Genomic DNA, 25360 nt, shown 5'->3' on the forward strand with positions numbered 1-25360 from the left:
AATCCTCGCCCGCTAATTAATGCGCGCTGGAGGTCACCTGACGGCCTGCTGCGCGATCCCACCCCATCGCCAGAACGGCAGCGATGATAGTCGGCATCAGCCATGCCAGACCTTGCTCGGCCAGCGGCAGATGCGCGGTCCAGGCTGGCAGAATGTCGGCGAATGCAGAGGCTTTAACACCATCCAGCAGACCGAACACCAGACTGATAAACATCGCTGGGGCAATCACGCGGGACGAATTATGCCACCAACCGCGGGTAAAACTTAATACTACCAGTGCGATACATGGCGGATAAATCGCTGTCAGCACCGGAATTGAAATCTGAATCAGGTGGCTGAGGCCCAAATTGGACACCACCATCGAGAACAGACCAAGGATAAACACCAGTGAACGATAGGACAGCGGCAGGTATTGGGAGAAGAACTCCGCACAGGCGGTGGTCAGGCCAACTGCCGTCACCATGCAGGCGATGAAAATCAATGCTGCCAGCAGGAAGCTGCCCGCGCCACCGAAGGTGTGCTGCACATACGCATGGAGAATCGCCGCGCCGTTAGCGTTTTGGTCGACCAGGGTCGCACTGTCGGAACCCAGACGGAACAGGGCCAGATACAGCAGGGTCAAACCGACACCTGCCATCAGGCCAGCCCACACGGTATAACGGGTCAGCAGACGGGCTTCGGTCACCCCGCGGGAACGCGCGGCGTTAACGATAACGATGCCGAACACCATCGCGCCGAGGGTATCCATGGTCAGGTAGCCGTTCACGAAGCCGTTGGAGAACGGTGCAGTCTGGTAGGCATCCAGCGCATGGCTGATAGAACCTGCAGGCCACATCAGCGCAGCGACAGACAGCACCACCAGGGCGATAATTTTCAGCGGTGCCAGGAAGTTACCCACGGTATCCAGCAGTTTACCCGGATAGAGCGACACCAGGATGACCAGTGCGAAATAGATAACGCTGTAGATAAGCAGCGGCAGCGCGCCATCACCGGTCAGCGGAGCGATACCGACTTCAAACGAAACGGTCGCAGTACGGGGGGTCGCAAACAGCGGTCCTACCGCCAGATAGCACACCACCGCCAGCAGAATACCCGCCACTTTGCCGATTGGCGTGCTGAGGCTATCTACCCCGCCACCCACTTTTGCCAGCGCAACGATGGTCAGAACCGGCAGGCCAACGCCCGTAATCAGGAAACCCAAAGCCGCAGTCCAGACGTGCTCGCCTGCCTGCAAACCGACCATTGGAGGGAAGATAATGTTGCCCGCGCCAACGAACAACGCAAAGGTCATAAAGCCCAACGCGATGATATCGCGTGATTTTAACTGATGGGTCATAAACTCTTTACTGCCTGTGGATGTGGTGTTGAAAGAAAAAAATCGTCGCGCTTATCCCTGCGGAACCGATGCGGAAAAGAACAACTATGGCTATGGCGAATCATGCAGTGGGAAACACTCCCAACGTTCGCGCGCAAAGAATAGTTATTGGGTTTATCGCGCGAAGGCAGTCAAACTGCGACTACATGGGGGGCAATTTAAACGCTTATAACGTTTTAAAGCAATAAGGGATCGTGAAACCAGAGGATTATAGCAAGATCGAATTCACTCCTAGCATGATTAACCGGATATACAAAAAACCTCTGGCCAATCATGCGAACAAAAAAGCAACAGACGTTCGTTAAATATTCGCCGCCTGGTTAACTGGAAAGTAAAAAAACCGACCTGAGCCGGTCTTTGTCAATTTTTCCTGACATCCCTGCCATCAGCCGCTTTTTTTGGCAATTAAACGTTCCGGTAGCAGGAAGCTGAAGCGGGTGATCCTGCCGGGGATGCTTTCAATATCGAGGCGACTTTCGTGATGATTGACCGCATGTTTGACGATAGCCAGCCCTAACCCACTGCCGCCGGTTTGCCGCGAACGGGCTTTATCGACGCGGTAGAAGCGCTCCGTCAGACGTGGAATGTGTTCCTGCCCGATACCTGGCCCGTTATCTTCCACGCTAAACAGCGCCCCGTGCATCGTCCGCTGCCAGCGCACGATAATCTCCGTGCCCTCCGGGGTATGATTCACCGCGTTGTACACCAGGTTGGACATGGCGCTGCGCAGTTGCTCTTCGCTGCCCAGCACCTGCAAGTCGTCTTCAATATCAAAATGCAGAATATGCTTCTGCTGGCTGAGCGTTTGCGCCTCGCGCTCTACAACTCGCAGCATCATCGGCACATCTATCTTTTCGTTCAGTGCTGCCAGCGGAGCGGCTTCAATACGCGACAAGGTGAGCAGCTGACGCACAAGGCCTTCCATCCGCTGCGTTTGCTCGCGCATGGTGTGGAGTGCTTTTTCACGCGGGGCACCTTCCAGCGTCTGCTCCTGCATCATCTCCAGATAGCCCTGCAACACCGTGAGCGGCGTGCGCAATTCATGGCTGACGTTGGCAAAAAAGTTCCGCCGGGCACCTTCTAACTGGTGCATTTGGGTCACGTCGCGTGCCACTAAAAGGAGCTGTTGTTCGCTGTAGGGCATCACGCGGATTTCCAGATGCCGTCCGGTGTTGAGCACCAGATTGAGCGGTTTACTGAAATCGCGGGATTTGAGATAGCGGGAAAATTCAGGATAGCGCAGCAGGTTGAGGATGTTTTGTCCGTTATCGTCTGGCCAGCGCAGATTCAGCATCTGCTGGGCCAGGCCGTTACACCAGAACATTGCCCCTTCTTCGGTGGTCAGAACTACCGCATCGGGCAGCGATTCCGCGCCGCTACGAAAGCGCTTGATCAAACTCCCCAACTCGCGACGGCGCTTTTTATTACGCATCTGCATCTGGTGCAAGCCGTACAGCAACGGTTCCCAACTGCCGCTGCCGGGCGGTGGCGTCATGCTGCGGTCGACCCATAACCACCACGACAGACGCAGTAAGTTCCAGAAATGCCAGATCAACAGTCCGGTTACGGCTGCCAGTAAAAACCACGGCAGATACCCGAAAATCGCCCCGAGGATCAGGGCCGGAATACAACAGAGGATCAGCTCAAAAACCAGCCTTTTCCATGACAGCCGTTCAAGCACGGGTCACACTCCAGTCAATTATCAGAAACGGGCAGAAAAACGATAACCCGTGCCGCGAACGGTTTGCACCATCCGGTCGTGACCGCTGTGTTCCAGCGCTTTACGCAGACGACGGATATGCACATCCACCGTTCTGTCTTCTACATACACGTTGGTGCCCCAGACGTTGTTCAGCAACTGTTCGCGGCTGTACACGCGTTCCGGATGGGTCATAAAGAAGTGCAGCAGTTTAAACTCGGTCGGCCCCATGTCCAGCGGGTTTTCACCGGTCATGACGCGATGGGAAGAGGGGTCGAGGCTCAGCCCTTGCATCTCAATCACCTCTTCCACCGCCATTGGCGAAATACGGCGCATCACAGCTTTAATGCGCGCCACCAGCTCTTTCGGCGAGAAAGGCTTGGTAATGTAATCATCAGCCCCGGTTTCCAGGCCGCGCACCCGGTCTTCTTCTTCGCCACGCGCGGTCAGCATTACCACCGGGATATCGCGGGTCATCGACTCACGCTTCAAATGCTTGATAAACTGAATGCCCGATCCCCCCGGCAGCATCCAGTCCAGCAGGACTAAATCAGGCCACGGCTCGTTCAGCTGATTAACCGCACTGTCATAATCTTCCGCTTCAACCGGCTGAAAGCCATTTTGCTCCAGGACGAAACACACCATCTCACGAATTGGGGCTTCATCTTCAACGACCAGAATACGTCTCGCCATTATTTATCCTGTTTATTAATCATATGCGTATTATTCGGCGTCATTATGCGTCAGATTTATGACAGATTTATGATAGTGGGTTTTAGCATTATGACACTGAAAAACTGCTGTCATTGCCCTGTTATCTATATACTGACGCCCACGCTTTTCCGCCACGGGTTTTATTATGCGCATCCTTCACACCTCCGACTGGCACCTTGGCCAGAATTTTTATAGCAAAAGCCGAGCCGCCGAGCATCAGGCTTTTCTCGACTGGCTGCTGGAAACGGCGCAGGCGCAGCAGGTGGATGCCATTATTGTGGCGGGCGATATTTTCGATACCGGTTCGCCGCCGAGCTACGCCCGGGAACTGTACAACCGCTTCGTGGTGAAATTGCAGCACACCGGTTGCCATCTGGTGGTACTGGCAGGAAACCATGACTCGGTGGCGACGCTGAACGAATCCCGCGATATCCTGGCGTTTCTCAACACCACGGTGGTGGCGGGCAGCGGTATGTCGCCGTGCGTGCTGAACCGCCGGGACGGCACACCCGGGGCAATTTTCTGTCCGGTGCCTTTTTTACGTCCACGCGATGTGATTGTCAGTCAGGCCGGGTCAACGGCGGGCGAAAAGCAGCAGCATTTATTACAGGCAATCACCGATTACTATCAGCAGCAGTATCAGCAGGCCTGTGAAATCCGCGGCGAGCGTGAGCTGCCGATTATCGCCAGCGGCCATTTGACCACCGTCGGGGCCAGCAAAAGTGACGCGGTACGTGACATCTATATCGGCACACTCGATGCCTTCCCGGCGCAAAATTTCCCGCCAGTGGATTATATCGCCCTCGGTCATATTCACCGGGCGCAGAAAATTGGCGGCAGCGAGCACATTCGCTACTGCGGCTCGCCAATTTCGCTGAGCTTCGATGAAACCGGGAAGGCCAAAACTGTCAACCTGGTGAGTTTCAACGCCGGTAAACTGGCCGAGGTCATGCCGCTTGAGGTGCCGGTCACGCAGCAGCTGGCGGTGCTGAAAGGCGATTTCGCCAGCATCAGCGCCCAGCTGGAACAGTGGCGCGAAGGCGATACCAGCGCCCCGGTGTGGCTGGATATCGAAATCACCAGTGACGAATATCTGCATGACATCCAACGTAAAATTCAGGCCCTGACCGACGAACTCCCGGTCGAGGTGCTGCTGGTGCGCCGCAGTCGTGAACAGCGCGAGCGTATTCTGGCCAACGAACACCGCGAAACCCTGAGCGAGCTAAAAGTGGAAGACGTTTTTGCGCGTCGCCTGGCGCTGGAAACGCTGGAAGAGCCGCAGCAACAGCGCCTGCATCAGCTGTTTAACGAAACGCTGGCCGCGCTTTCTGGGGAGCAACAGCCATGAAAATTTTGAGCCTGCGTCTGAAGAACCTCAACTCGTTGAAGGGCGAGTGGAAAATTGATTTCACCGCCGAGCCGTTTGCCAGCAACGGTTTGTTTGCCATTACCGGCCCAACCGGGGCGGGAAAAACCACCCTGCTCGACGCCATCTGTCTGGCGCTATATCACGAAACGCCGCGCCTGAGCACCCTGTCGCAATCGCAAAACGACCTGATGACCCGCGACACCGCCGAATGTCTGGCGGAAGTGGAGTTTGAAGTCAAAGGCGTGGCCTATCGCGCCTTCTGGAGCCAGAACCGCGCCCGCAACCAGCCGGACGGTAACCTGCAGGCCCCGCGCGTGGAGCTGGCGCGCTGTGACGATGGCAAGATCCTCGCTGAAAAAGTGAAGGATAAACTGGATCTCACCGCCTCGCTGACCGGGCTAGACTATGGCCGTTTCACCCGCTCGATGATGCTATCGCAGGGGCAGTTCGCTGCTTTCCTCAATGCCAAACCGAAAGAGCGCGCCGAGCTACTTGAAGAGCTGACCGGCACCGAAATTTACGGTCAGATTTCGGCCATGGTGTTTGAGAAGCATAAGGAAGCCAAAATCGCGCTGGAAAAATTGCAGGCGCAGGCATCCGGTATGATTTTGCTGAATGACGAGCAACAGCAAGCGTTGCAGCAACGTTTGCAGGCACTTACTGACGAAGAAAAACAGCAGCAAACCGAGCAGCTTCGCACACAACTCTGGCAGCAATGGCTCAGTCGGGAAACAGAGTTAGCCGAGGCGCAGGCGCGCTCGCAGTCGGCCCTGACGGCGGCCCAGGCGGCGCTGAATACCGCCCAGCCGCAGCTCGCCACGCTGGCCCAGGCCCAGCCCGCAGACAGATTGCGCCCGCTGTGGGTCCGTCTTCAGGACAGCCAAACCGCGCTGACGCAAACGCATCAGCAAACGGAAGAAGTAAATACTCGCTTACAGAGCCAGCTGGCGCTACGTGGGCGTTTGCGCCTCAGCGCCGAGCGGCAGCATCAGCAGTTGTCCACCAGCCAGAAAAGCCTTACCGACTGGCTTGCTGCCCATGAACATCATCGTCACTGGCAGCGCGAGCTGACTGGCTGGCGAGCGGCCTTTGGTCAGCAGGCCCGCGAGACGGCACAATTACAGAGCGTTATCCAGCGCGAAAACGACGTTACGCGCCAGCTCAACGCTCTACCGCCGACCACACTTACCCTCGATGAACCCGCCGTAGCAAGCGCGCTGGAACAGCACAGCGCCGCCCGCCCGCTGCGACAGCAGTTGAACGCGCTGCAAAGCCAATTCCTGCCCCTGAAAAAGCGCCGAGAACAGTTGCAAACGCTGTTAATCCAGCGTCAGCAGGAGCGGGAACAAGGCGAAGCCGAACTGGCCAGCCGTCGCCAGCAATACAAAGAAAAACAGCAGCAGTTCAATGACGTCAGAATGCTCTGCGAGCAAGAGAAAATCATCGCCAGGCTCACCGATGAACGCGCCCGTTTACAACCCGGCGCACCCTGCCCACTTTGCGGTTCGGCTGAACATCCGGCGATAGCCGAGTATCAGGCCTTAAAGCCAGGCGTGAACGAAGCCCGCCGTGATGCACTTGAAAAAGAGGTCAAACAGATTGGCGAAGCCGGGGCCAGCCTGAAAGGCCAGCTCGACGCGCTGGTTAAGCAGCAGCAGGCCGAACAAAGCGAGCTGCAGTCGGTAACCGAACAGGAGCAAGCGCTCACCTCCCAGTGGCAAATCACGGTGGCTGGTTTGCAGATTACCCTCACGCCGGAAGATGACATCGCGGCCTGGCTGAGCGAGCAAGAAAACTACGAACAACAGCTGTATCAGCACAGCCAGCGTCTGGGCCTGCAACGTCAGATGCTGGCGCTAAAAAATCAGCGCAGCACGCTGGAGCAGGAGATAGCTCAGCGCCAGCAAACGCTGAGTGATACCCTCACCGGGTTTGGCCTGACGCTTCCTGCTAACGGGGAAGAGGCTGCCTGGCTGGCGGCACGTGAAGCGGAAAGCCAGCAGTGGCAGACGCAGACCGAACAGCAGCAATCTGTTCAGCAGAAGCTGGCACAACTGCAACCCCTGCTGGATACCCTGCCGACTGAGGCCGCGAATGAAGACCGCGCCCCGGTAGCACTCGACGGCTGGCAACAGGTGCATCACGACTGCGTATCGCTGCAAAGCCAGTGGCAGACGTTACAGCAGCAGGAAAACCAGCAGCGTGAGCGTCTGACCCTGGCGCAGAAAGAGTTTGATTCCGCACTCAATGCCAGTCCGTTTGCCAGCCAGGCGGCGTTCCTGGCAGCGCTGCTCGATGACAACACCCGCCGTCAACTTGAAGAACTGAAACAAACGCTGGAAAATCAGCTCCAGCAGCAGCAGGCTCTGGCAGCCCAGGCGCAACGTGAACAGATTCACCACCAGCAGCAGCGGCCGGAGGATTTAGCCGACACGCTGACCCGCGAACAGGTACAGATTCTGCTTGCCAATCTGGCGCAGCGCCTGCGGGACAACAGCGCCGCGCAGGGTGAAATTGGCCAACAACTGAAACAGGACGCAGATAACCGCGCCCAGCAGCAGACGTTAATGGCGCAGATTGATGTCGCCGCGCAGACGCTGGAAGACTGGGGCTGGCTGAATGCGCTGATTGGCTCCAAAGAGGGCGACAAATTCCGTAAATTCGCCCAGGGCCTGACGCTGGATAATCTGGTATGGCTGGCGAACGAACAGCTCAGCCGCCTGCACGGGCGCTATCTGCTCAAACGCAAAGCCAGTGAAGCGCTGGAGCTGGAAGTGATGGATACCTGGCAGGCCGATGCGGTGCGCGATACCCGCACGCTGTCTGGCGGGGAGAGTTTCCTCGTCAGCCTGGCGCTGGCGCTGGCGCTGTCGGATTTGGTCAGCCATAAAACGCGTATCGATTCGCTATTCCTTGATGAAGGCTTTGGCACGCTCGACAGCGAAACGCTGGATACCGCGCTGGACGCGCTCGATGCGCTGAACGCCAGCGGAAAAGTGATTGGCGTGATAAGCCATGTCGATGCGATGAAAGAGCGGATCCCGGTACAGATTAAAGTGAAGAAAATTAACGGGCTGGGATACAGCAAGCTGGATAAAAACTTTGCCGTGGAGCGGCCAGAATGAAAAAAGTCATTTTATCGTTAGCGTTAGGCACCTTCGGCCTGGGCATGGCTGAATTTGGCATTATGGGGGTGCTGACCGAACTTGCCCACAATGTGGGGATCTCTATTCCTACTGCCGGGCATATGATCTCCTGGTATGCGTTCGGGGTGGTGATTGGGGCACCTGTCATTGCCCTGTTTTCCAATCGTTTTTCCCTCAAACATATCCTGATTTTTCTGGTGGCTCTGTGCCTGGTGGGGAACGCGATGTTCACCCTGTCTTCGTCTTACTGGATGCTGGCGGCGGGCCGGATGGTCTCTGGTTTTCCCCACGGTGCCTTCTTTGGCGTCGGCGCAATTATATTGTCAAAGCTTGCCAGTCCCGGAAAGGTGACGTCAGCCGTCGCGGGTATGGTCAGCGGCATGACCCTCGCCAATCTGCTCGGCGTGCCGCTTGGCACTTGGCTGAGTCAGGAATTTAGCTGGCGCTATACCTTTTTGTTGATCGCCATCTTTAATATCGCCGTGCTGACCGCCGTTATATTTTGGGTGCCCAATATTTCCGATAATGCCAAAACCAAACTGCGCGAGCAGTTTCACTTTCTGAAATCACCCGCGCCCTGGCTTATCTTCGCCGCGACCCTGTTCGGCAACGCCGGTGTCTTCGCTTGGTTTAGCTACATTAAGCCGTTCATGCTGACGGTCGCCGGTTTTAGCGAGGGGAAAATGACGATGGTCATGATGCTCGCCGGGCTGGGTATGGTTTCGGGTAATCTTCTCAGTGGCCGCTTATCCGGAAAATACTCCCCGCTCAGTATCGCCATTGTGACGGATTTGATTATCGCGCTTTCGCTGGGTCTGCTGTTTTTGTTTGGCGGCGACAAACTCGCGTCGCTCAGTCTGACATTCATCTGCTGTATGGGGCTGTTTGCGCTTTCTGCACCGTTGCAAATTTTACTGCTGCAAAATGCGAAAGGTGGCGAAATGCTGGGGGCTGCCGGAGGACAAATGGCCTTTAATCTGGGGAGCGCCGTCGGGGCTTACTGCGGGGGATTGATGCTGACGGCGGGGTTTGCCTACAACTACGTGGCGCTCCCCGCTGCCCTGCTGTCATTTTTTGCGATGTCGTCGCTGCTGGTTTATGCCTACCGCAAACAAAAACCTGCGCCTGCACTTTCGTCTACCTGAACGCTAATTACAGCGGCCACAGCCAGGCCGCACCGCGAACGCCGCTCGAGTCACCATGAACGGCTTTGCGGATGGGCGTCTGGCATTCGCCGCCGAAGACGAATTTCTTCACCAGTCCCGGCACCGTTTTGTATAAGCGCTCGACGTTGCTCATCCCGCCCCCCATCACAATGACGTCCGGATCGAGAATGTTCACCACGTGAGCCAGCGATTTGGCCAGCCGCAGCTCGTACCGGCTCAACGCCAGTTCCGCAACCGCATCCTGCTCGTCGACCAGGCGTATAATTTCACTGCCTTTTAACGCCTTTCCGCTCAGACGGTGGTAATCCGTCGCAAAGCCAGTGCCGGAGATAAACGTTTCGAGGCAACCCTGCTTCCCGCAGTAGCACGGCACCTCTTCGCGATAACGCAGCTCGTCTTCGTCCATCCACGGCAAGGGATTATGACCCCATTCACCCGCCGTGCCGTTGCCGCCGATATGCGCCCTGCCGCCCAGCGCTACACCTGCGCCGCAGCCAGTACCGATGATCACCGCGAACACGGTTTGTGCCCCTGCCGCCGCGCCGTCAATAGATTCTGAGACCGCCAGGCAGTTGGCATCATTCGCCAGGCGCACTTCGCGATTGAGCCGTTTGCTCAAGTCTTTGTCAAAAGGCTGACCATTCAGCCACGTGGAGTTGGCATTTTTCACCACCCCGGTATAGGGCGAGATTGACCCCGGGATCCCCATGCCTACAGTCCCGGTCTGCCCGGTTTCCTTTTCCGCCATCGCCACCAGCGTGGCAATGGTTTCAATAGTCTGCTGATAGTCATCGCGTGGTGTCGGCAGACGATGGCGGAATAACTGCCCCCCCTGGTCACTCAACGCGATGACCTCTGTTTTAGTACCACCTAAGTCTATTCCAATACGCACAGAAGCCTCCCCGGTGCCTGATTAACAATGCAAGCATAGTGACAATTCGCTATCATGCCCGCTGCATTTAACGACAAAGCCGTGGAAATTATCATGCTGTGGTTCAAAAATTTAATGGTTTACCGTCTTAGCCGCGACATTTCTCTGCGCGCCGATGAGATGGAAAAACAGTTAGCCGCGCTGGCGTTCACCCCCTGCGGCAGCCAGGATATGGCAAAAACTGGCTGGGTCCCGCCGATGGGTTCCCACAGTGATGCTTTCACGCATGAGGCCAACGGTCAGATCCTGATCTGCGCTCGCAAGGAAGAGAAAATTCTCCCTTCCCCAGTCGTGAAACAGGCGCTCGAGGCCAAGATCCTGAAGCTGGAAGCCGAACAGGGCCGTAAGCTGAAGAAGACCGAAAAAGATTCCCTGAAAGACGAAGTGCTGCACTCGCTGCTGCCACGTGCTTTCAGCCGTTTCAGCCAGACGCTGTTATGGATTGATACCGTTAACGGCCTGATCATGGTTGATTGTGCCAGTGCCAAGAAAGGCGAAGACACCCTAGCGCTGCTGCGTAAAACCCTCGGCTCGCTGCCGGTGGTTCCGCTGGCGCTGGAAAATCCGATTGAGCTGACGCTGACCGAGTGGGTTCGCTCCGGCAACGTGGCGCAGGGCTTCCAGCTGCTGGATGAAGCAGAACTGAAAGCGATCCTTGAGGACGGCGGGGTGATCCGCGCCAAGAAGCAGGATCTGGTCAGCGATGAGATCGCGGTGCATATCGAAGCCGGGAAAGTGGTGACCAAACTGGCCCTCGACTGGCAGCAGCGCATTCAGTTTATGATTTGCGACGATGCGTCGATCAAACGTCTGAAGTTCTGTGACGAACTGCGCGATCAGAATGAAGATATTGAGCGTGAGAATTACGATCAGCGTTTTGACGCCGACTTCATCCTGATGACCGGAGAACTGGCTGCGCTGGTGGCTAATCTGGTGGAAGGGCTGGGCGGCGAAGCTCAGCGTTAAGCAGGTGCCTTCCTGTGCAGACAGGAAGGCGTTTTATTACAGGTAACGGCAGAGATACGAGGTCGGCTCAGCGACCTGCAGATGAAATTCACTGTGGCCTGGCACGTTAAACACCTGCCCCGCGGTATAGGTTTTCCACTCCGTTTCACCCGGCAGCAGCACGTGTAACGCCCCGCTCACGACGGTCATTTCTTCAGGCTGCGCCGTTCCAAAGGTATATTCCCCTTCAGCCATGACGCCAACGCTGGCGCGGCCAGTGCTGCTGCTTGTAAAACCGATGGACTTCACTTTCCCGGAAAAGTACTCATTGCTTTGAAGCATAAACAGACCCTTATTGGTTTCGTCGTTGTGTATGAAACCAATATAGGGGGCGTGACAGCGAACTGTCACGTACTAACTGAGAATTAGATCAACAGTTCCGCGACCAGTCTCGCCACCAGCACATTCGATAACAGGACCGGAACATCCAGCGCTTTCTGCAGTAAATCACGATGCCGCTGATTGAATCCCAGGCAGTCGAGCATCAGCACGTCCGCCCCTTCCGTCATCAGCTTCTTTCCGGCAGTGACCAGTTCTTCTTCGGTGCCGTGAATAGGGTTTGCCAGCGCATAGTGAGGTGGATTCTGGAGCACCTGCCATTTGATGCGTTGAGACTTCATTAACTCCGGGATTGGCACGATCACGCCGACCTGATGCCCATCGACGATGGAGCTCACCAGCGGCGGGATAATGCGCTGCGGTTCGATAAGGATCGCGTTTCGTGCCACCAGACCGCTGATGGGCGCGGTGCTCATGAACAGAACGACGTCAAAGTCCTGGTTATCCAGCACTTCGATCACCGATTGTAAATCACGCTCGATTTTCTTGCGGGACACTTCAGCCAGCTGATTATCATTCAGAAGAGTAATGAGAACCTCTTCACCGGGTTCTGCGGCGTACTCTTCCATGACCGCTTCTCGTGTCATTTTGCCCACCAGACTGACATGGGTAATCTGATCTTCCTTGATGTGCTCTGTCAATAACGGCATCACCTCACGCATCGGCACTACACCGATGGTAAGAATCGCCAAAGTCGCACTCATGTTATGTACCTTTTATCACGACATTCACAACTTCGTTACAGGCTCACGGATCGCTAACAGCCCCCTGGATGGCCAAAAAAACAACCGTTCAGAAGCGTAGCAGCTTCACTCGACGGGAGTTTGTAAAGATTCCAGATAACTCCAGTCCACTCCAGTAATATCTTGAGCTTAACGTTTCTTTAACATTTAATTTAGTTAAAAAGTGTGATTTACGCCCGCATCACGCAGGCGTTGCGCAATGGAAAGGGGATTTAAGACTGATCGGGGTCTTCATAACGCCGTTTGGCGTCGAGAGCTTCAGCCTGCGTGGGGTGCTCGCTGATCAGTGAGTCAGGTTTGGGATGGTCGGCGCGCAGTTCATACCAGGTGACGGTCTGACCAGATTCACCTTTTTCAACAGCCACAACGCGGGCTTCGCGCGGATACGGGGGTTTTGTCGGCATAGTTGCTCTTCCTCTTTCGGTTCAGAGCCTTAAGTATAGGCGCTAGCCAGCAGTTGCTGAATTAACCGGAATTGTAGACGTTTTCGCAGCAGCGATAGCGGCCAGAATTTGCGCCACCACCTCATTTGGCTCACAGGCTGCATCCACGGTGAAGTGGGCCGTTTCGCGATATAGCGCATCACGCTGGGACAACACTTCCCGCACTTCTTCGCTGATAGGCTTGCCGGTCAGGGTTGGGCGTTGTGACTCTTCCGGGAAGGCTTCCAGACGGCCTGCCAGTACCGCCACCGACGCTTTAAGATAAATCACCCTCCCACTCTTACGCAGATAATCTCGATTAAACGGGGCCAGAATGATACCGCCTCCGGTGGCAATCACCGTTTGCGGCGCGGTGACGGTTTGCAGAGTTTGGGTTTCCAGCGCGCGGAAAGCAGGCCAGCCCTCTTTTGCCACGATATCGGCAATACTCTGTTGCGCACGCTGTTGTAAGAAAATATCGGTGTCGACGAAATCGAAATGGCAGGCTTCGGCGAGTTTCTGCCCGACAGTGGTTTTACCGCACCCGCGGGAGCCGATAAGAAAAATGGGCTGTGTAATCACTGAAAATCCCCCTGGTACTGCGGCGATGAGCCATACACGTAAGCGGGCAATAATACCAGCAAACTAGTACGCAAGTAAGTGTAAAATAAAAATTACACCCATAATCCAGAACCCCACCTTTATTTGTCATTATTGGGTATTGGGCGGAATGAGAGTGTAAAGAAATAGTGTCATTGTGTGTTGCGGCAACCTTACATGAAAGCGCGGCGGTTTGACAACCCCTGACCGGCTGCAAAAGGTAACACATTTATGCACAGATTTACGTAGCGCATATTTACAGTATGAATGTTTGAGACAAACTAGCAGCTATATCGTTCGTCTATCGAGGAGTGTCCCATGCAATCTGAAGAACAACGGCTGATCGACGGTCTCTTTTCTCGACTGAAACAGGCTGAAGCCCAAAGCGCACCGCGCGATGCTACCGCCGAGGGCCTTATTGCGCAACATGTTCAGGCTCAGCCTGCCGCTCCGTATTATATGGCGCAAACCATCCTGATTCAGGAAGCGGCCATTAAACAGTTGAACGAACGCCTCCAGACGCTGGAGAGTGAAGTCACGCAGCTACAGGCGAGCAAACCCGCCAGCGGCGGTTTTCTGGCCGGACTGTTTGGCGGCGGCCAGCCTCAGCCGCAATCCCGGGTGAATGACCCGATCCCAGGAGCCCAACACTATGGCCGCCCTGCTAACCCACCGGCGGGATACGCCGCTCCTCAGGCACAGAATTATGCCCCGGGTCGCAGCGGCGGGGGTTTTATGGCGGGCGCGTTACAAACGGCGGCAGGCGTGGCCGGCGGCGTGGTGCTGGGCAATATGCTGATGAACATGTTCTCCGGCACGCATCCACAGGATATCGTCAATATTATCGAGGAACCGACGGTGCCTGCGACAGATGACCTGACTCAGGCATCCGACGCGCAGTTCCTGCCCGACGATGGCACCGATTTTGCCGCCACCAGCCCCAATGACGACTGGAGCAATGCCGATATCAATAATGACGACTTCAGCAACGACGACTTGGGTGGCGATGACGACAGCTGGGTTTAATTCTGCCCGCGCTGAACCGCCAGCAGCCACTTGTCGAGCTCTGCGGCAAACTGCTGGCGATCACGTTGAGACAAGCTGTCCGGGCCACCGGTCTGAATACCGCTGGCCCGCAGCGTATCCATGAAATCTCGCATCGTCAGACGCTCGCGAATAGTTGCTTCACTGTAACGCTCCCCGCGTGGGTTAAGCGCTGCGCCGCCTTTGGCGATCACTTCTGCCGCCAGCGGGATATCGGCAGTTATCACCAAATCACCCGGCTGGCACTGGCGCACAATTTCGTTATCCGCGACGTCAAAACCGGCCGGAACACGCATTGCACGAATGAAACGTGACGGCGGAACGCGCAGATTCTGGTTGGCAACCAGCGTGACCGGCGTTTGCGTTCTGTCCGCCGCGCGGAACAGGATTTCTTTAATCACATTCGGACACGCATCCGCATCCACCCAAATCACCATACTCACTCCTGAATAAAATTACCGGAGCATTGTCGCCTGCTTTCTTGTTCCGGCAAAGCCACAAAATGATAAGCTAAGAGGCATTATCAGAAAAACGCTGAGGGAGAGACAGAATGGAAAAGAAAATCGGTTTCATCGGCTGCGGTAATATGGGCAAAGCCATTCTCGGTGGCCTGATTGCCAGTGGCCAGGTCCAGCCCGCCCAGATTTGGGTTTATACCCCGTCGCCGGACAAAGTCGCTGCCCTGCACGATCAGTATGGCATTAACGCCGCCGAGTCAGCTCAGGACGTTGCCCAGGTGGCCGATATCGTCTTTGGTGCGGTCAAGCCAGGCATCATGACGAAAGTGTTGAGCGATGTGGCGTCCAGCCTGAATAAAGACACGCTGGTGGTGTCGATTGCCGCCGGGGTTACCCTCGATCAGCTCGCCCGCGCACTGGGACACGATCGCAAAATTGTTCGCGCGATGCCAAACACGCCGTCGCTGGTCAACGCCGGAATGACCTCTATCACGCCTAACGCGCTGGTTACCAGTGAAGACATCGCCGATGTAGTCACCATTTTCCGCTGCTTTGGTGAAGCCGAAGTCATTGCCGAGCCGATGATCCACCCGGTGGTGGGCGTCAGCGGTTCAGCCCCGGCCTATGTGTTTATGTTTATCGAAGCGATGGCGGATGCCGCCGTGCTGGGCGGAATGCCGCGCGCCCAGGCCTATAAGTTTGCCGCACAGGCGGTGATGGGCTCAGCCAAAATGGTGCTCGAGACCGGCATTCATCCGGGCGAACTAAAAGACATGGTTTGTTCCCCAGGCGGCACCACCATTGAAGCGGTTCGCGTGCTGGAAGAAAAAGGGTTCCGCTCGGCGATTATCGAAGCCATGGTGAGTTGTATGGAAAAGTCAGAAAAACTGAGTAAAGCCTGACCATAACTGAAAACAACGGGTGGGCCACCATTGCGTCTCACCCGTTATTTTTCTCTGCATTACCCGGTTTTCTTCAGACACGCACTCATAAATTTATTACGATCGTCACCCTTCAGCGACTGCTGGGTCGCGGTAGCATTGCACTCACGCATTTTCTGCTGCTGCGGGGTCAGACTTTTTTCTTCCGGTTTTGAGCTGCCGTTTTTCAGGCAGTCGCTCATATAGGTTTTCCGCGCATCACCTTTCAGCGTTTTAGCCGTCGCCTGCTGGTTGCAGGTGGTCATTCGCTGTTGTTGCGGCGTCAGCGTTTTTTCTGCGGCTCCGACGGTTGTGAGAAACACCACGCCGAACAGTAGAGTCACCAGTAATGTTATTTTCATTGCACCATCCTTCTTTGAGGGGATCTCAGTAAGTCTGGACGCTCATACGAAAAAAACCACCTTACGATGTGAAAAATAGCGATAAGTAAATTGAATGGCGTGTGAAATAATAGAGAAGGAGCGGCGATTACGGGATGCCTCGCCGCCTTAGAATACGGCATACGCCTTAATTACGCGGATGCCGTAATAGCTTCTTTATATACTGATGCAGTAATTCAGTATCGTGCTCGGGAACATTAAGCTCTGGTTTAACTTCATCAAGCGCGGCTTCAATATCCGTGATCAAGGCCTGCTGTTCCGGCTGTCGCATGTGGCGTAACAGCGCGGTCACCACAATTTCTAATGCCTCTACCTGAACCACTAACTCCTTTGATTCTTCTTCCTTTTCTGCAAGCTTAACCAACAGTTCTGCAATCAGATTTTTCATGGTGAGACTTCCTTATGAGAATGCCTGAGACGGTAGCACCGATGATCCATAATGCCTAGCTGCTATAAGAATTATTTTATAATTTTTGAATTATGCAAATTGAATGGATAGCGAAACGTTTCTCTCGCAAGGGTTATCCCTACCAAAATTCAGGGGCCGAATAAATAACACGCCAGCCCCTTGAGGGTGATTGGGTTAATTGATGGAAATACGCTGGCGTCGGCGCAGCATAATGGCGAGCTGCACCAGATTGATAAGCACGACAATCGCGGTGGCGACAAACACCCAACGGAATCCTGCCATCGCAGAGACCGAGGCCCCTATTAGCGGCCCCACCACGTTGCCCAAATACATAAACGACTGGTTATATCCGAAGATGCGTCCGGTCACCTGGTCACTGGAATATTTCAGTAGCAGGGTTTGTACCGCCGGTAGCATTGCGCCGTCGGCAAAACCCAGCAGAAAACGCAGGACGCCAAGCTGGAAAGGGGTGGTGACAAAAGACATCGCGAAGAACATGACCACCGCGCAAAACAGGGTGGCCAAAAGAATACGGTGCGCGCCGATACGGTCGCCAAGCTTGCCCAATCTGGGCGCGGAAATGAGCGCAGAAATTCCCGGCACGGCGGCAATCATCCCGGCCAGAAACGCGATGTTATTACTCTGCGGCTCCATCGATTTAATGAACAGCGCCAGAATCGGGCCAATCGAACCATTACACAACTGAATAACCAGAGTGGTGAAAAACAGACTGATCACCAGCCCCGGATAGGTCAGGGAGGCGAACACCGCTTTCCCGCTGAGACGATCGGCTTTACTCACCGGTGGACGCGCGCCTTCTTTAATCAGGAAGAGCGTCACCAGAAAACTCACCGTCAACAACATAGCCGTGATGAAAAACACGGCGCGCAGGCCAACGTGGTCTGCCAGGAATCCGCCCAGCAATGGGCCACCAATCACGCCGCTGATTTGTGCTGTCGACAACGTACTTAGCGCCCAGCCGCTGCGCTCACGCGGGACCTGCGAGGCAACCAGCGCCATCGCGTTCGGGATATATCCGGAGGTCAGACCCATAATGGCGCGAAGAATAAACAACTGCCAGACGTTGGTGGCAAAAGCCTGAAGCAGGATCGCAATCGCCATCCCGAGAGAGGCGCGCAGCAGCATCAGTTTGCGGCCTTTACGATCCGCTAAGCTGCCCCACATCGGCGAAACGATAGCTGACACCAGAAACGTCACGCTGAAGGTCAGACCGGACCACATCGACAGGGCCTCGTGCGACGTGACGCCAAGCTGTGAAACGTACAGCGGCAAAAAAGGCAGGATTTGACTGATGGCGAGGCCAGTGAAAAAGCAGCCAAACCAGACGGAAATAAGATTAACCTTCCAGGATTCCATAACTACGCGTTTTCATTCGTTTTCGATATGTATTTTCCAGCATAGCAAGCAAGCCATCTGCTTGTATGGCGCGAGATGCGCTCGATGGGAGTTTGGTGTTTTATTTTTCCATCTTGAGATTGTGTGACAGATATCACGACTATCTGTCTTTTTACAGCGCTTTATCCTCAACGGCAGAGGCCATACCCGCGCATTCCCAAATGAAAATGGTTAGCATGGGCAGCGTTATAATCCGGCCCAAGCCCATTGCCATAGTACTGGCAACTGGCGGTGAGCAACGCCCGCAGGAATGGCTCACTCTCTGTGTTTTTCCAGCCTTTAAGGACCGTTATATTTCGCCCATCTGTCAGACGAAATCCGCTGATATCCAGTGCGTCTGCGGTCGCATGCTCGCTCAGGCGGGCATTTTGGCGATGATAAATGTTCCGACAGGCAAAACTACCGAGATGGTCAATCTGACGCAAGTGACTCCCAAGGTGTTGTCGGGCGAGCGGTTTGGCCTGCTGCTGTACGAACAGCGCGCTGCTGAGTGCCAACGGACAGCTCGCCACAAAACGCTGGCTGAGGCGAACGTCGCCAAAATTCCCCACGCTGACTGCGTGATGCAACGGACACGGCCCTTCGCTGTTGGCAAGGTTTTTGGTGCTTATCCAGCCACGTTGATTGGCTTCTTCCAACAGGATCGGACAACGTTCTGCGGGTAAGCGTTTCAGCTTAAATTGCGTGATCCGGCCAGGCGGATCGTCCAGCATCAGCGGCGCAAAGGGGTTGAGTTGCGGCGGCAAAAAGCGGTAGCCCAGATAGCCTACGGCAACAATGACCAGTAGCCCGATGACTCCCTTCCCTCTCATTATTTCTCCTGATACTCAAAACTAAGATTATGGCAGAAGCCCCCGGAATGACGTGATATGGTATCGGCTTTGTGTTTTCTGTGAATGGATGTGGAAATGGCTAAGTTGCGGGTTGGGGTCGTCTTTGGCGGGAAATCGTCTGAACATGAAGTCTCTTTGCAGTCGGCAAAGAACATTGTTGAGGCGATGGATAAGACGCGTTTTGAGGTGGTGTTACTGGGTATTGATAAGCAGGGTCAATGGCACATTAATGATGCCAGCAGCTATCTGCTCAACGCGCACGATCCTGCCCGTATCGCCCTCCGCCCTTCCGACATTACGCTGGCTCAGATCCCGGGTAAACCTTCTGAGCAGTTGATCAATGCCGAGAACGGTCATCCGTTGCCCGCTATTGACGTTATCTTCCCCATTGTCCACGGGACGCTGGGCGAGGATGGTTCATTACAGGGCATGTTGCGAATGGCCAATTTGCCATTCGTAGGTTCCGATGTGCTGAGCTCAGCTGCCTGTATGGACAAAGATGTGACCAAGCGTCTGCTGCGTGATGCCGGGCTGGCAATTGCACCGTTCGTGACCTTAACCCGAACCAACCGTGCAAAATTTAGCTTTGCCGAGATGAAGGAAAAACTCGGTCTGCCGCTGTTCGTGAAACCGGCCAACCAGGGTTCCTCTGTTGGCGTCAGCAAAGTGAAGACCGAAGAGCAGTATCAGCAGGCTGTGGCCCTGGCGTTTGAATTCGACCATAAAGTGGTGGTGGAAACCGGCATCAACGGGCGTGAAATCGAGTGTGCGGTACTTGGGAATGATGAACCCCAGGCCAGCACCTGCGGTGAAATTGTCCTGAACAGCGAGTTCTACGCCTACGACACCAAATACATCGATGATGAGGGTGCCAAAGTTGTGGTCCCTGCTGCAATTGAACCGGCGGTCAATGACAAGATCCGTCAGACGGCAATTGAGGCTTATCAGGCTCTGGGCTGTAGCGGAATGGCGCGCGTCGATGTGTTCCTGACGCCGGAGAATGAGGTGGTGATCAATGAAATCAACACGCTGCCTGGCTTTACCAACATCAGCATGTATCCGAAGCTGTGGCAGGCGAGCGGTCTGGATTACACCAGCCTGATTACCCGCCTGATTGAACTGGCGCTGGATCGTCATCAGGCCAATGCGGCCCTGAAAACCACCATGAGCGCCTAAGCTTGATATTACCGGGTGGTGGCAACGCTGCCCGGCTTACGCCTGCGGACTCTCGTTTTCTTCTACCGGACGACGGCGAATCACGAATCCTGCCAACCAGAAACTGACAACCCAGGTCACCAGACCCACGGCATAAGTCTGCCAACCCTTCGCTTCAAAGCCCAACAGCCCGACCACGCCATTGAGTATAAATATCAGACCGATGGCAAAGGCGTAATAGTGCCAGTCGCGGCGAATTTTATCAGGCAGCTTCATAACCACTCCGCAAAAGAAAACGCTATCCTCGCACATTGCGCCACCGCCGTCTGCGCGGTGCTTAGCAAATTTTTAACATTCCCCCGTTTGACTTAGGGAGAAACTTTGTGAGCCAGGCTATAAAAGGTGAAAATAGGAGCCTTCTCGCCGCAAAATTACCACGAATCTGATATTGACAATGGCCTTCTGCTGTCAAACTCACACTCATATATTCTGGCTACCGCCAGCAGATAAAACGCCTGACAGCGTCAGCGCGTGAGTTGTATCAGGAGGTCGTTATGACTGAATTCACTTTCTCCAGGCCTATTATTGCCGGGAAAAAAAAAGAATCCTCCACGCCGGGAAATATCGCTTACGCGTTATTTGTTCTGCTCTGTTTCTGGGCTGGCGCGCAAATGTTAAACCTTGTGGTTCATGCCCCTGGGGTGTTCGAGCATCTGGTACAGGTCCAGGACAGCAGTCGCCCGCGGATTGAAATCGGCCTGGCGGTCGGTACGCTGTTTGGACTGGTTCCTTTTCTCATGGGCTGCGCCCTACTTGGCGTGGTTGCGCTTATTATGCGCTGGCGTCGTTATTTCTGACCCCTCGCCATGCAGCTGGCCCGACGATCATCAACGCGTTTTGCAAACCACGCAGTGGTAAGATTACGGGTGATTTTCGGGCTTTCCAGTTGGATCCCCGGCAGCATTTCCCTCACCAGCGTTTTCCCGGTTCTGGCTTCGGCGAGCTGATAAACGCCTTGATAAAGCTTGGTGTCCTCGAACGCTTGACTGTCACCTTTCCCCAACTGCTGATGAATGTCACGATCACTCATGCCCAGCTTAGCCGCCAGCTTTTGTACCGCCAACTCGGTTTTACCCGGTTCATCACTGTCGTAGCGAATTAAATCGCCATCCAGCGCCAGCTTCACGCCGCTGGCTTTACTGACCGCATTCTGGAACGCAGCATTGCGACTGGCGTACCAGCCCGCGTTGAAGTCAGCAAAGCGGTAAAGCGGCGCGGAATAGTTCGCCGGGTAGTTAAGCAAATGATAAGTACCAAACCATAATCCACCGCGCAGCGTGAACACTTCCTGGCGTACGGTACCGTCCATTTTCCACGGATAGCCGTTTTCATGCGCTTGCGCAAACGCGATGCTGACCTGCATCGGCCCGCCGGTGTGTACCGGATTGAGCGAACCAAACAGCGTTTGCCCCATTGGCACCATGCCAATGAAGTCATCAAAAATAGCGCTCAGCTGCTTTTCAGTTTTCACCGTATCGAGGCGGTCGCTGTAGCTCTTACCGTTCGGCGAAGTGATTTTCAGCGCCGTATGCACCAGGAACAGTGGCACGTGCGCCTTTTCCGCCCGGCGGTCAATTTCCTGCCAGGCGATTTTACTCAAGCCCGGCACCACAGGATCGGCCTGATAGTTTGACTCCTGCTGTGCCACCGCCAGTACCGAACAGACATTTTCCTCCGTCGGCGCAAGCTTCTGGCTTTCAAACGCTTTGGCGATACTTTGTGCCCAGACCTCGCGGTCTTTTACGCTCGCAGGCATTTTCTGCCGAACCACGGCGGCGACATCCACCGGCTTTTCGCCTTCTTTCAATACCGGCTTTTGGCTGGTACAGCCCGCCAGAATGATTCCGGCGAGCAGGGTCAGTGAGGTTGAAACCTTGCGTGTGGTGGCTATCGCCATCGTGCTTCCCTGTTTTAGCTAAAAGATTGAGTGCTTTCCTGCTCTGGCAGGTCATCCAGCTCTCGCTCGAAACTGCGCAGACGTTTGTAGATAGACATCAGTTCCACCAGCGTGGTCCAGGAACTGATCAGATACTGGAACGAACCGCGCACCTGACTGAAAGCATTATTAATTTGCGACATTAACCCTAACGTAATGGTCCCTGCAACTATCGACGGGAAAAGCAGGAACAGACCGAATACGTTATCTGCCTGCAGGTACAGGATGCGCGCAATGTTGAAATAGGTGTAATGGAAATAGAGCCGGAAATAGTTATGACGTACGGCGGCAAAAAGCTCTTTTACGGTCGGTGGCGTGGCACGATCGGCGTGATCTTCACCATAAACCAGCTCTTTACGGTACGCCGCTTCCACCCGCTGATTCTTGAAGTTGAGTCCTGGCAGCTTAATTCCCACCACGGCCAGCAGTCCGGTGCCAACAATTGACCAGATAATGGCTGCCCAAACGAGGCCGTAAGGAATATAGCCGACAACAGGCAAGTCTTTGACGTTCGGAGACAACGCCACCAGCACCGGTAAGAAGGCAATCAGGGTCATGATGGCATTGATAAACCCAACCCCAACATCTTCCAGCGTGGATGAGAAACGCATGGTGTCTTCCTGCACACGCTGGGCAGCCCCCTCAATGTGGCGCAGTCGCGACCAGTGCGCCATGTAATGGTCGTTCATGGCGGTACGCCAGCGGAACACATAATGGCTGATAAAGAAGTTGCTCAGAACGCCAACCACCACCGCGATCAGCGCGATACATAAGAAGACGCTCAGCTCCTGGTAAAACTGTACAATCTTGATCTTATGCGGAGACGCCATTGCTTCCTGAATCAGGTTGTAAAACGGCGCATACCAGGCATTGATCGCCACGCCGACCTCAACCTGGAACCAGGTGACGAAGACAATGAGTGCGGTGCCGAGCACCGACCAGCGCTGCCACCGGTGCGGGCTGTAGAGGTACCAGAACAGCGCAAACGAGCCCACGACAAAAAAGTAGTAGGCATAAAAAACCAGATAGTTCATCGACACAAATCGTGACGCACCGATGGGTACGTCCCCTTTGGCACCGGCCAGATGCAGCAGCCAATCGCCACCGTCGACCTGCCAGAATATGACGGCGATAAGCGCCCAAATGGCCGCCGAGAGGAAAAAGGGTCCCGGCTTAGGGAAAAACGACTTAAACATACATGCTCTCCTGCTAACTTCTAATCGTTTTGAGGTTGCTGTGTTTCAGGGAAAATCCGCTGCGGCAGTTGCCGCTGCAAAGCGTAATAAAAATAAACCGTCATTCAGACCGATGACAAAGGGCTTAGTTCGCAAGCCATTGCGCAACAATTGTTTCCACCGGTTTCACGTGGACCGGGTTGCCAGGAACAGTGAGCGTGCGCCAGACCTCGTTATAGTGGGCTATTAACGTGGAGGCCTCTGCCGCAGGGCGATTTGCGGTGGTGTGGGCGTCTTCAGCAACCGTAATCTGGTAGCCCTTGCTGGCTCCCACTTTGAGAGTGGTATCGACGCAGTAGTCTGTGGCGCAACCGCACATCACAAATCCGGTAATGCCATTTTCGGCAAGAACCTGCTCCAGTTCGGTTTGATAAAAGGCGTCGCAGGCCGTTTTCGTTACGCAGAGCGCATCGGCTGGTTGTTCGAGCTCCGTCAACAAGGCGAAGCCTTCACTACCTTCCTCCAGCCCCCCCTCTTCAATGTGCTGGATAAAGATGACGCGGTCAGCGACCTGGATAAGTCGGTTCACCCTGGCGACACATTCTCGCTCACGGTAACGCGCAGTGGCGAAGACTCCTTTTTGCATATCCACCACCATCACAACACGTTTATCCGACATCATTTGCTCCGTAACTGTCTGTGAAGATTGAGAGTATCATACGCGCGAGTTCACAAAAGCGCGTAAAGGCGTGCAGGAAAAATATTCATATTTACCCGTCGTTACGTTTTTATTACGTAAATCCAGCATAAAGGCGCTTTGCAAGCGGGCGTTTAATAGTATAAATACGCATTATCCTCCCAATTCAATTCATGGATGCTTTCCTTGAAACGTAGTCTGTTATTGCTTGCGGCGCTTTTTGCTGCTTCGTTGCCTGTTGCCCAGGCCGCACAAACCTCCCCAGACCCGGTTTTTGCTTCTAATATTGTCGATAAATACGCCAATCATATCTATTTTGGCAGCGGCGCGACGGGGATGGCACTGGTCGTTATTGACGGCAACCAGCGGGTGTTTCGCAGCTTCGGAGAAACTCGTCCGGGCAACAACGTTCATCCACAGCTCGATTCGGTCATTCGTATTGCATCACTGAGCAAACTGATGACCAGCGAGATGCTGGTGAAATTGTTGGATCAGGGGGTGGTGAAACTCAACGATCCGCTGAGCAAATATGCGCCTCCGGGGGCCAGTGTGCCGAGCTATCACGGCCAGCCGATTACACTGGTAAACCTCGCCACACACACCAGCAGCTTGCCTCGCGAACAGCCAGGCGGGGCCGCACGTCGGCCAGTGTTTGTCTGGCCGACGCATAATCAGCGCTGGAACTGGCTGAGCACCGCCACGCTAAAATCAGCCCCGGGATCGCAAGCGGCGTATTCAAATCTGGCGTTTGACCTGTTGGCCGATGCGCTGAGCACCGCGGCGGGTAAACCGTATCCGCAACTTTTTGAAGAACAAATCACGCGCCCATTGGGGATGAAGGACACCACCTTTACGCCTTCTCCGGACCAGTGCCAACGCCTGATGGTGGCTGAAAAAGGGGCGAGTCCGTGCGATAACACCCTAGCGGCGATTGGCAGCGGCGGAGTTTACTCGACGCCGGGCGATATGATGCGCTGGATGCAGCAGTTCCTGTCATCTGATTTCTATACTCGCAATCAGCAGGCTGACCGAATGCAAACACTCATCTATCAGCGTAGCCAGTTGACCCGCGTTATTGGCATGGACGTGCCGGGTAAGGCCGATGCGCTCGGTATGGGTTGGGTATACATGGCACCGAAAAACGGTCGTCCGGGCATTATTCAGAAAACGGGCGGTGGCGGTGGCTTCATTACCTATATGGCGATGATCCCGCAGCATAATGTCGGGGCATTCGTGGTCGTAACGCGTTCCCCGTTAACGCGCTTTGTGAATATGAGTGATGGCATTAACGATTTGGTCACCGAACTGAGTGGCAACACCCCGCTGGTCGTTCCAGCATCCTGATGC

General features: G+C 54.8%; 26 protein-coding genes. 9 read left to right on the top strand and 17 right to left on the bottom strand.

Annotation, left to right across the window (positions count from 1 at the left end):
* Positions 1-16 precede the first annotated feature (16 nt).
* The 3 genes from brnQ to phoB all read right to left on the bottom strand — a co-directional run bounded on the left by brnQ (position 17) and on the right by phoB (position 3767).
* Positions 17-1336 (bottom strand): branched-chain amino acid transporter carrier protein BrnQ, encoded by a 1320-nt coding sequence (gene brnQ / locus SIK69_RS03730; RefSeq protein ID WP_319626667.1) that lies wholly within the window; start codon positions 1334-1336, stop codon positions 17-19.
* Between the two features lie 424 nt (positions 1337-1760).
* Positions 1761-3056 (bottom strand): phosphate regulon sensor histidine kinase PhoR, encoded by a 1296-nt coding sequence (phoR, locus tag SIK69_RS03735; RefSeq protein ID WP_319626666.1) that lies wholly within the window; start codon positions 3054-3056, stop codon positions 1761-1763.
* Positions 3057-3077: 21 nt separating this feature from the next.
* Positions 3078-3767 carry a phosphate response regulator transcription factor PhoB gene (gene phoB, locus SIK69_RS03740; RefSeq protein WP_319626665.1) on the bottom strand — a complete coding sequence of 230 codons (690 nt, stop codon included), beginning with the start codon at positions 3765-3767 and terminating at the stop codon, positions 3078-3080.
* A gap of 166 nt (positions 3768-3933) precedes the next feature.
* Between phoB and sbcD the strand changes: the two genes are divergently transcribed.
* The 3 genes from sbcD to araJ are packed head-to-tail and all read left to right on the top strand — an operon-like array spanning position 3934 to position 9448.
* The gene (gene sbcD, locus SIK69_RS03745) at positions 3934-5136 is read left to right on the top strand and encodes an exonuclease subunit SbcD (RefSeq protein ID WP_319626664.1); all 1203 of its coding nucleotides are present in this window, start codon (positions 3934-3936) and stop codon (positions 5134-5136) included.
* On the top strand, positions 5133-8282 hold the full coding sequence (gene sbcC / locus SIK69_RS03750) for an exonuclease subunit SbcC (protein ID WP_319785433.1): 3150 nt from the start codon (positions 5133-5135) through the stop codon (positions 8280-8282). The genes sbcD and sbcC overlap by 4 nt, the downstream gene beginning before the upstream one ends.
* Entirely contained in the window at positions 8279-9448 is a 1170-nt protein-coding gene (araJ, locus tag SIK69_RS03755; RefSeq protein WP_319785435.1) for an MFS transporter AraJ, read from the top strand. Before sbcC ends, araJ begins: the two co-directional genes overlap by 4 nt.
* 7 nt (positions 9449-9455) lie before the next feature.
* Here the strand turns inward: araJ and mak are convergent, their stop codons facing one another.
* Entirely contained in the window at positions 9456-10361 is a 906-nt protein-coding gene (mak, locus tag SIK69_RS03760; protein WP_319785436.1) for a fructokinase, read from the bottom strand.
* A gap of 93 nt (positions 10362-10454) precedes the next feature.
* On the opposite strand from mak, the gene rdgC reads away from it, so the two are divergent.
* Positions 10455-11366, top strand: coding sequence for a recombination-associated protein RdgC (rdgC, locus tag SIK69_RS03765; RefSeq protein ID WP_319626660.1), 912 nt, complete (start codon positions 10455-10457; stop codon positions 11364-11366).
* A gap of 36 nt (positions 11367-11402) precedes the next feature.
* On the opposite strand, the gene ppnP is transcribed toward rdgC, so the two are convergent.
* From ppnP to aroL, 4 genes are all read right to left on the bottom strand, one after another.
* Complete coding sequence (gene ppnP, locus SIK69_RS03770) at positions 11403-11687, bottom strand: pyrimidine/purine nucleoside phosphorylase (RefSeq protein ID WP_319626659.1); 285 nt, start codon at positions 11685-11687, stop codon at positions 11403-11405.
* A gap of 83 nt (positions 11688-11770) precedes the next feature.
* Positions 11771-12448, bottom strand: a complete 678-nt coding sequence (locus SIK69_RS03775; RefSeq protein ID WP_319785437.1) for an AroM family protein — start codon at positions 12446-12448, stop codon at positions 11771-11773.
* A gap of 251 nt (positions 12449-12699) precedes the next feature.
* Positions 12700-12891, bottom strand: coding sequence for a protein YaiA (gene yaiA, locus SIK69_RS03780; protein ID WP_319785438.1), 192 nt, complete (start codon positions 12889-12891; stop codon positions 12700-12702).
* A gap of 42 nt (positions 12892-12933) precedes the next feature.
* Complete coding sequence (aroL, locus tag SIK69_RS03785; RefSeq protein WP_319626970.1) at positions 12934-13488, bottom strand: shikimate kinase AroL; 555 nt, start codon at positions 13486-13488, stop codon at positions 12934-12936.
* Positions 13489-13827: 339 nt separating this feature from the next.
* Between aroL and SIK69_RS03790 the strand changes: the two genes are divergently transcribed.
* The gene (locus SIK69_RS03790; protein WP_319785439.1) at positions 13828-14535 is read left to right on the top strand and encodes a DUF2076 domain-containing protein; all 708 of its coding nucleotides are present in this window, start codon (positions 13828-13830) and stop codon (positions 14533-14535) included.
* Here the strand turns inward: SIK69_RS03790 and SIK69_RS03795 are convergent.
* Positions 14532-14990 carry a YaiI/YqxD family protein gene (locus SIK69_RS03795; protein ID WP_319626655.1) on the bottom strand — a complete coding sequence of 153 codons (459 nt, stop codon included), beginning with the start codon at positions 14988-14990 and terminating at the stop codon, positions 14532-14534. The two genes, SIK69_RS03790 and SIK69_RS03795, sit on opposite strands and share 4 nt — an antisense overlap.
* A gap of 113 nt (positions 14991-15103) precedes the next feature.
* Between SIK69_RS03795 and proC the strand changes: the two genes are divergently transcribed.
* On the top strand, positions 15104-15913 hold the full coding sequence (gene proC, locus SIK69_RS03800; RefSeq protein ID WP_319785440.1) for a pyrroline-5-carboxylate reductase: 810 nt from the start codon (positions 15104-15106) through the stop codon (positions 15911-15913).
* 59 nt (positions 15914-15972) lie between these two features.
* On the opposite strand, the gene psiF is transcribed toward proC, so the two are convergent.
* The 4 genes from psiF to SIK69_RS03820 all read right to left on the bottom strand — a co-directional run bounded on the left by psiF (position 15973) and on the right by SIK69_RS03820 (position 18969).
* Positions 15973-16293, bottom strand: coding sequence for a phosphate starvation-inducible protein PsiF (psiF, locus tag SIK69_RS03805; protein ID WP_319626653.1), 321 nt, complete (start codon positions 16291-16293; stop codon positions 15973-15975).
* 166 nt (positions 16294-16459) lie between these two features.
* Positions 16460-16720 carry an anti-adapter protein IraP gene (iraP, locus tag SIK69_RS03810; protein ID WP_319626652.1) on the bottom strand — a complete coding sequence of 87 codons (261 nt, stop codon included), beginning with the start codon at positions 16718-16720 and terminating at the stop codon, positions 16460-16462.
* 195 nt (positions 16721-16915) lie between these two features.
* Positions 16916-18118 carry a multidrug efflux MFS transporter gene (locus SIK69_RS03815; protein WP_319626651.1) on the bottom strand — a complete coding sequence of 401 codons (1203 nt, stop codon included), beginning with the start codon at positions 18116-18118 and terminating at the stop codon, positions 16916-16918.
* 167 nt (positions 18119-18285) lie between these two features.
* Positions 18286-18969: an extensin-like domain-containing protein gene (locus SIK69_RS03820; RefSeq protein WP_319785441.1), complete on the bottom strand. Its 684-nt coding sequence runs from the start codon at positions 18967-18969 to the stop codon at positions 18286-18288.
* A gap of 96 nt (positions 18970-19065) precedes the next feature.
* Between SIK69_RS03820 and ddlA the strand changes: the two genes are divergently transcribed.
* A complete protein-coding gene (gene ddlA / locus SIK69_RS03825) occupies positions 19066-20166 on the top strand; it encodes a D-alanine--D-alanine ligase (protein ID WP_319785442.1) in 1101 nt (366 codons plus the stop codon).
* A gap of 36 nt (positions 20167-20202) precedes the next feature.
* Here the strand turns inward: ddlA and SIK69_RS03830 are convergent, their stop codons facing one another.
* Complete coding sequence (locus SIK69_RS03830; protein ID WP_319626648.1) at positions 20203-20421, bottom strand: DUF2754 domain-containing protein; 219 nt, start codon at positions 20419-20421, stop codon at positions 20203-20205.
* Positions 20422-20699: 278 nt separating this feature from the next.
* Between SIK69_RS03830 and SIK69_RS03835 the strand changes: the two genes are divergently transcribed.
* On the top strand, positions 20700-21002 hold the full coding sequence (locus SIK69_RS03835) for a DUF2755 family protein (RefSeq protein WP_319626647.1): 303 nt from the start codon (positions 20700-20702) through the stop codon (positions 21000-21002).
* Here the strand turns inward: SIK69_RS03835 and SIK69_RS03840 are convergent.
* From SIK69_RS03840 to SIK69_RS03850, 3 genes are all read right to left on the bottom strand, one after another.
* Entirely contained in the window at positions 20993-22102 is a 1110-nt protein-coding gene (locus SIK69_RS03840) for a DUF1615 domain-containing protein (RefSeq protein ID WP_319785443.1), read from the bottom strand. The genes SIK69_RS03835 and SIK69_RS03840 overlap by 10 nt on opposite strands.
* 14 nt (positions 22103-22116) lie before the next feature.
* The gene (sbmA, locus tag SIK69_RS03845; RefSeq protein WP_319785444.1) at positions 22117-23337 is read right to left on the bottom strand and encodes a peptide antibiotic transporter SbmA; all 1221 of its coding nucleotides are present in this window, start codon (positions 23335-23337) and stop codon (positions 22117-22119) included.
* Positions 23338-23461: 124 nt separating this feature from the next.
* Positions 23462-23995, bottom strand: a complete 534-nt coding sequence (locus SIK69_RS03850) for an isochorismatase family protein (RefSeq protein ID WP_319785445.1) — start codon at positions 23993-23995, stop codon at positions 23462-23464.
* 204 nt (positions 23996-24199) lie between these two features.
* Here SIK69_RS03850 and ampH point away from each other — a divergent pair, with 204 nt between their 5' ends.
* Complete coding sequence (ampH, locus tag SIK69_RS03855; protein ID WP_319785446.1) at positions 24200-25357, top strand: D-alanyl-D-alanine-carboxypeptidase/endopeptidase AmpH; 1158 nt, start codon at positions 24200-24202, stop codon at positions 25355-25357.
* Positions 25358-25360: the final 3 nt, after the last annotated feature.

This window comes from Scandinavium lactucae, from assembly GCF_033843265.1.
Classification (GTDB): Bacteria; Pseudomonadota; Gammaproteobacteria; order Enterobacterales; family Enterobacteriaceae; genus Scandinavium; species Scandinavium lactucae.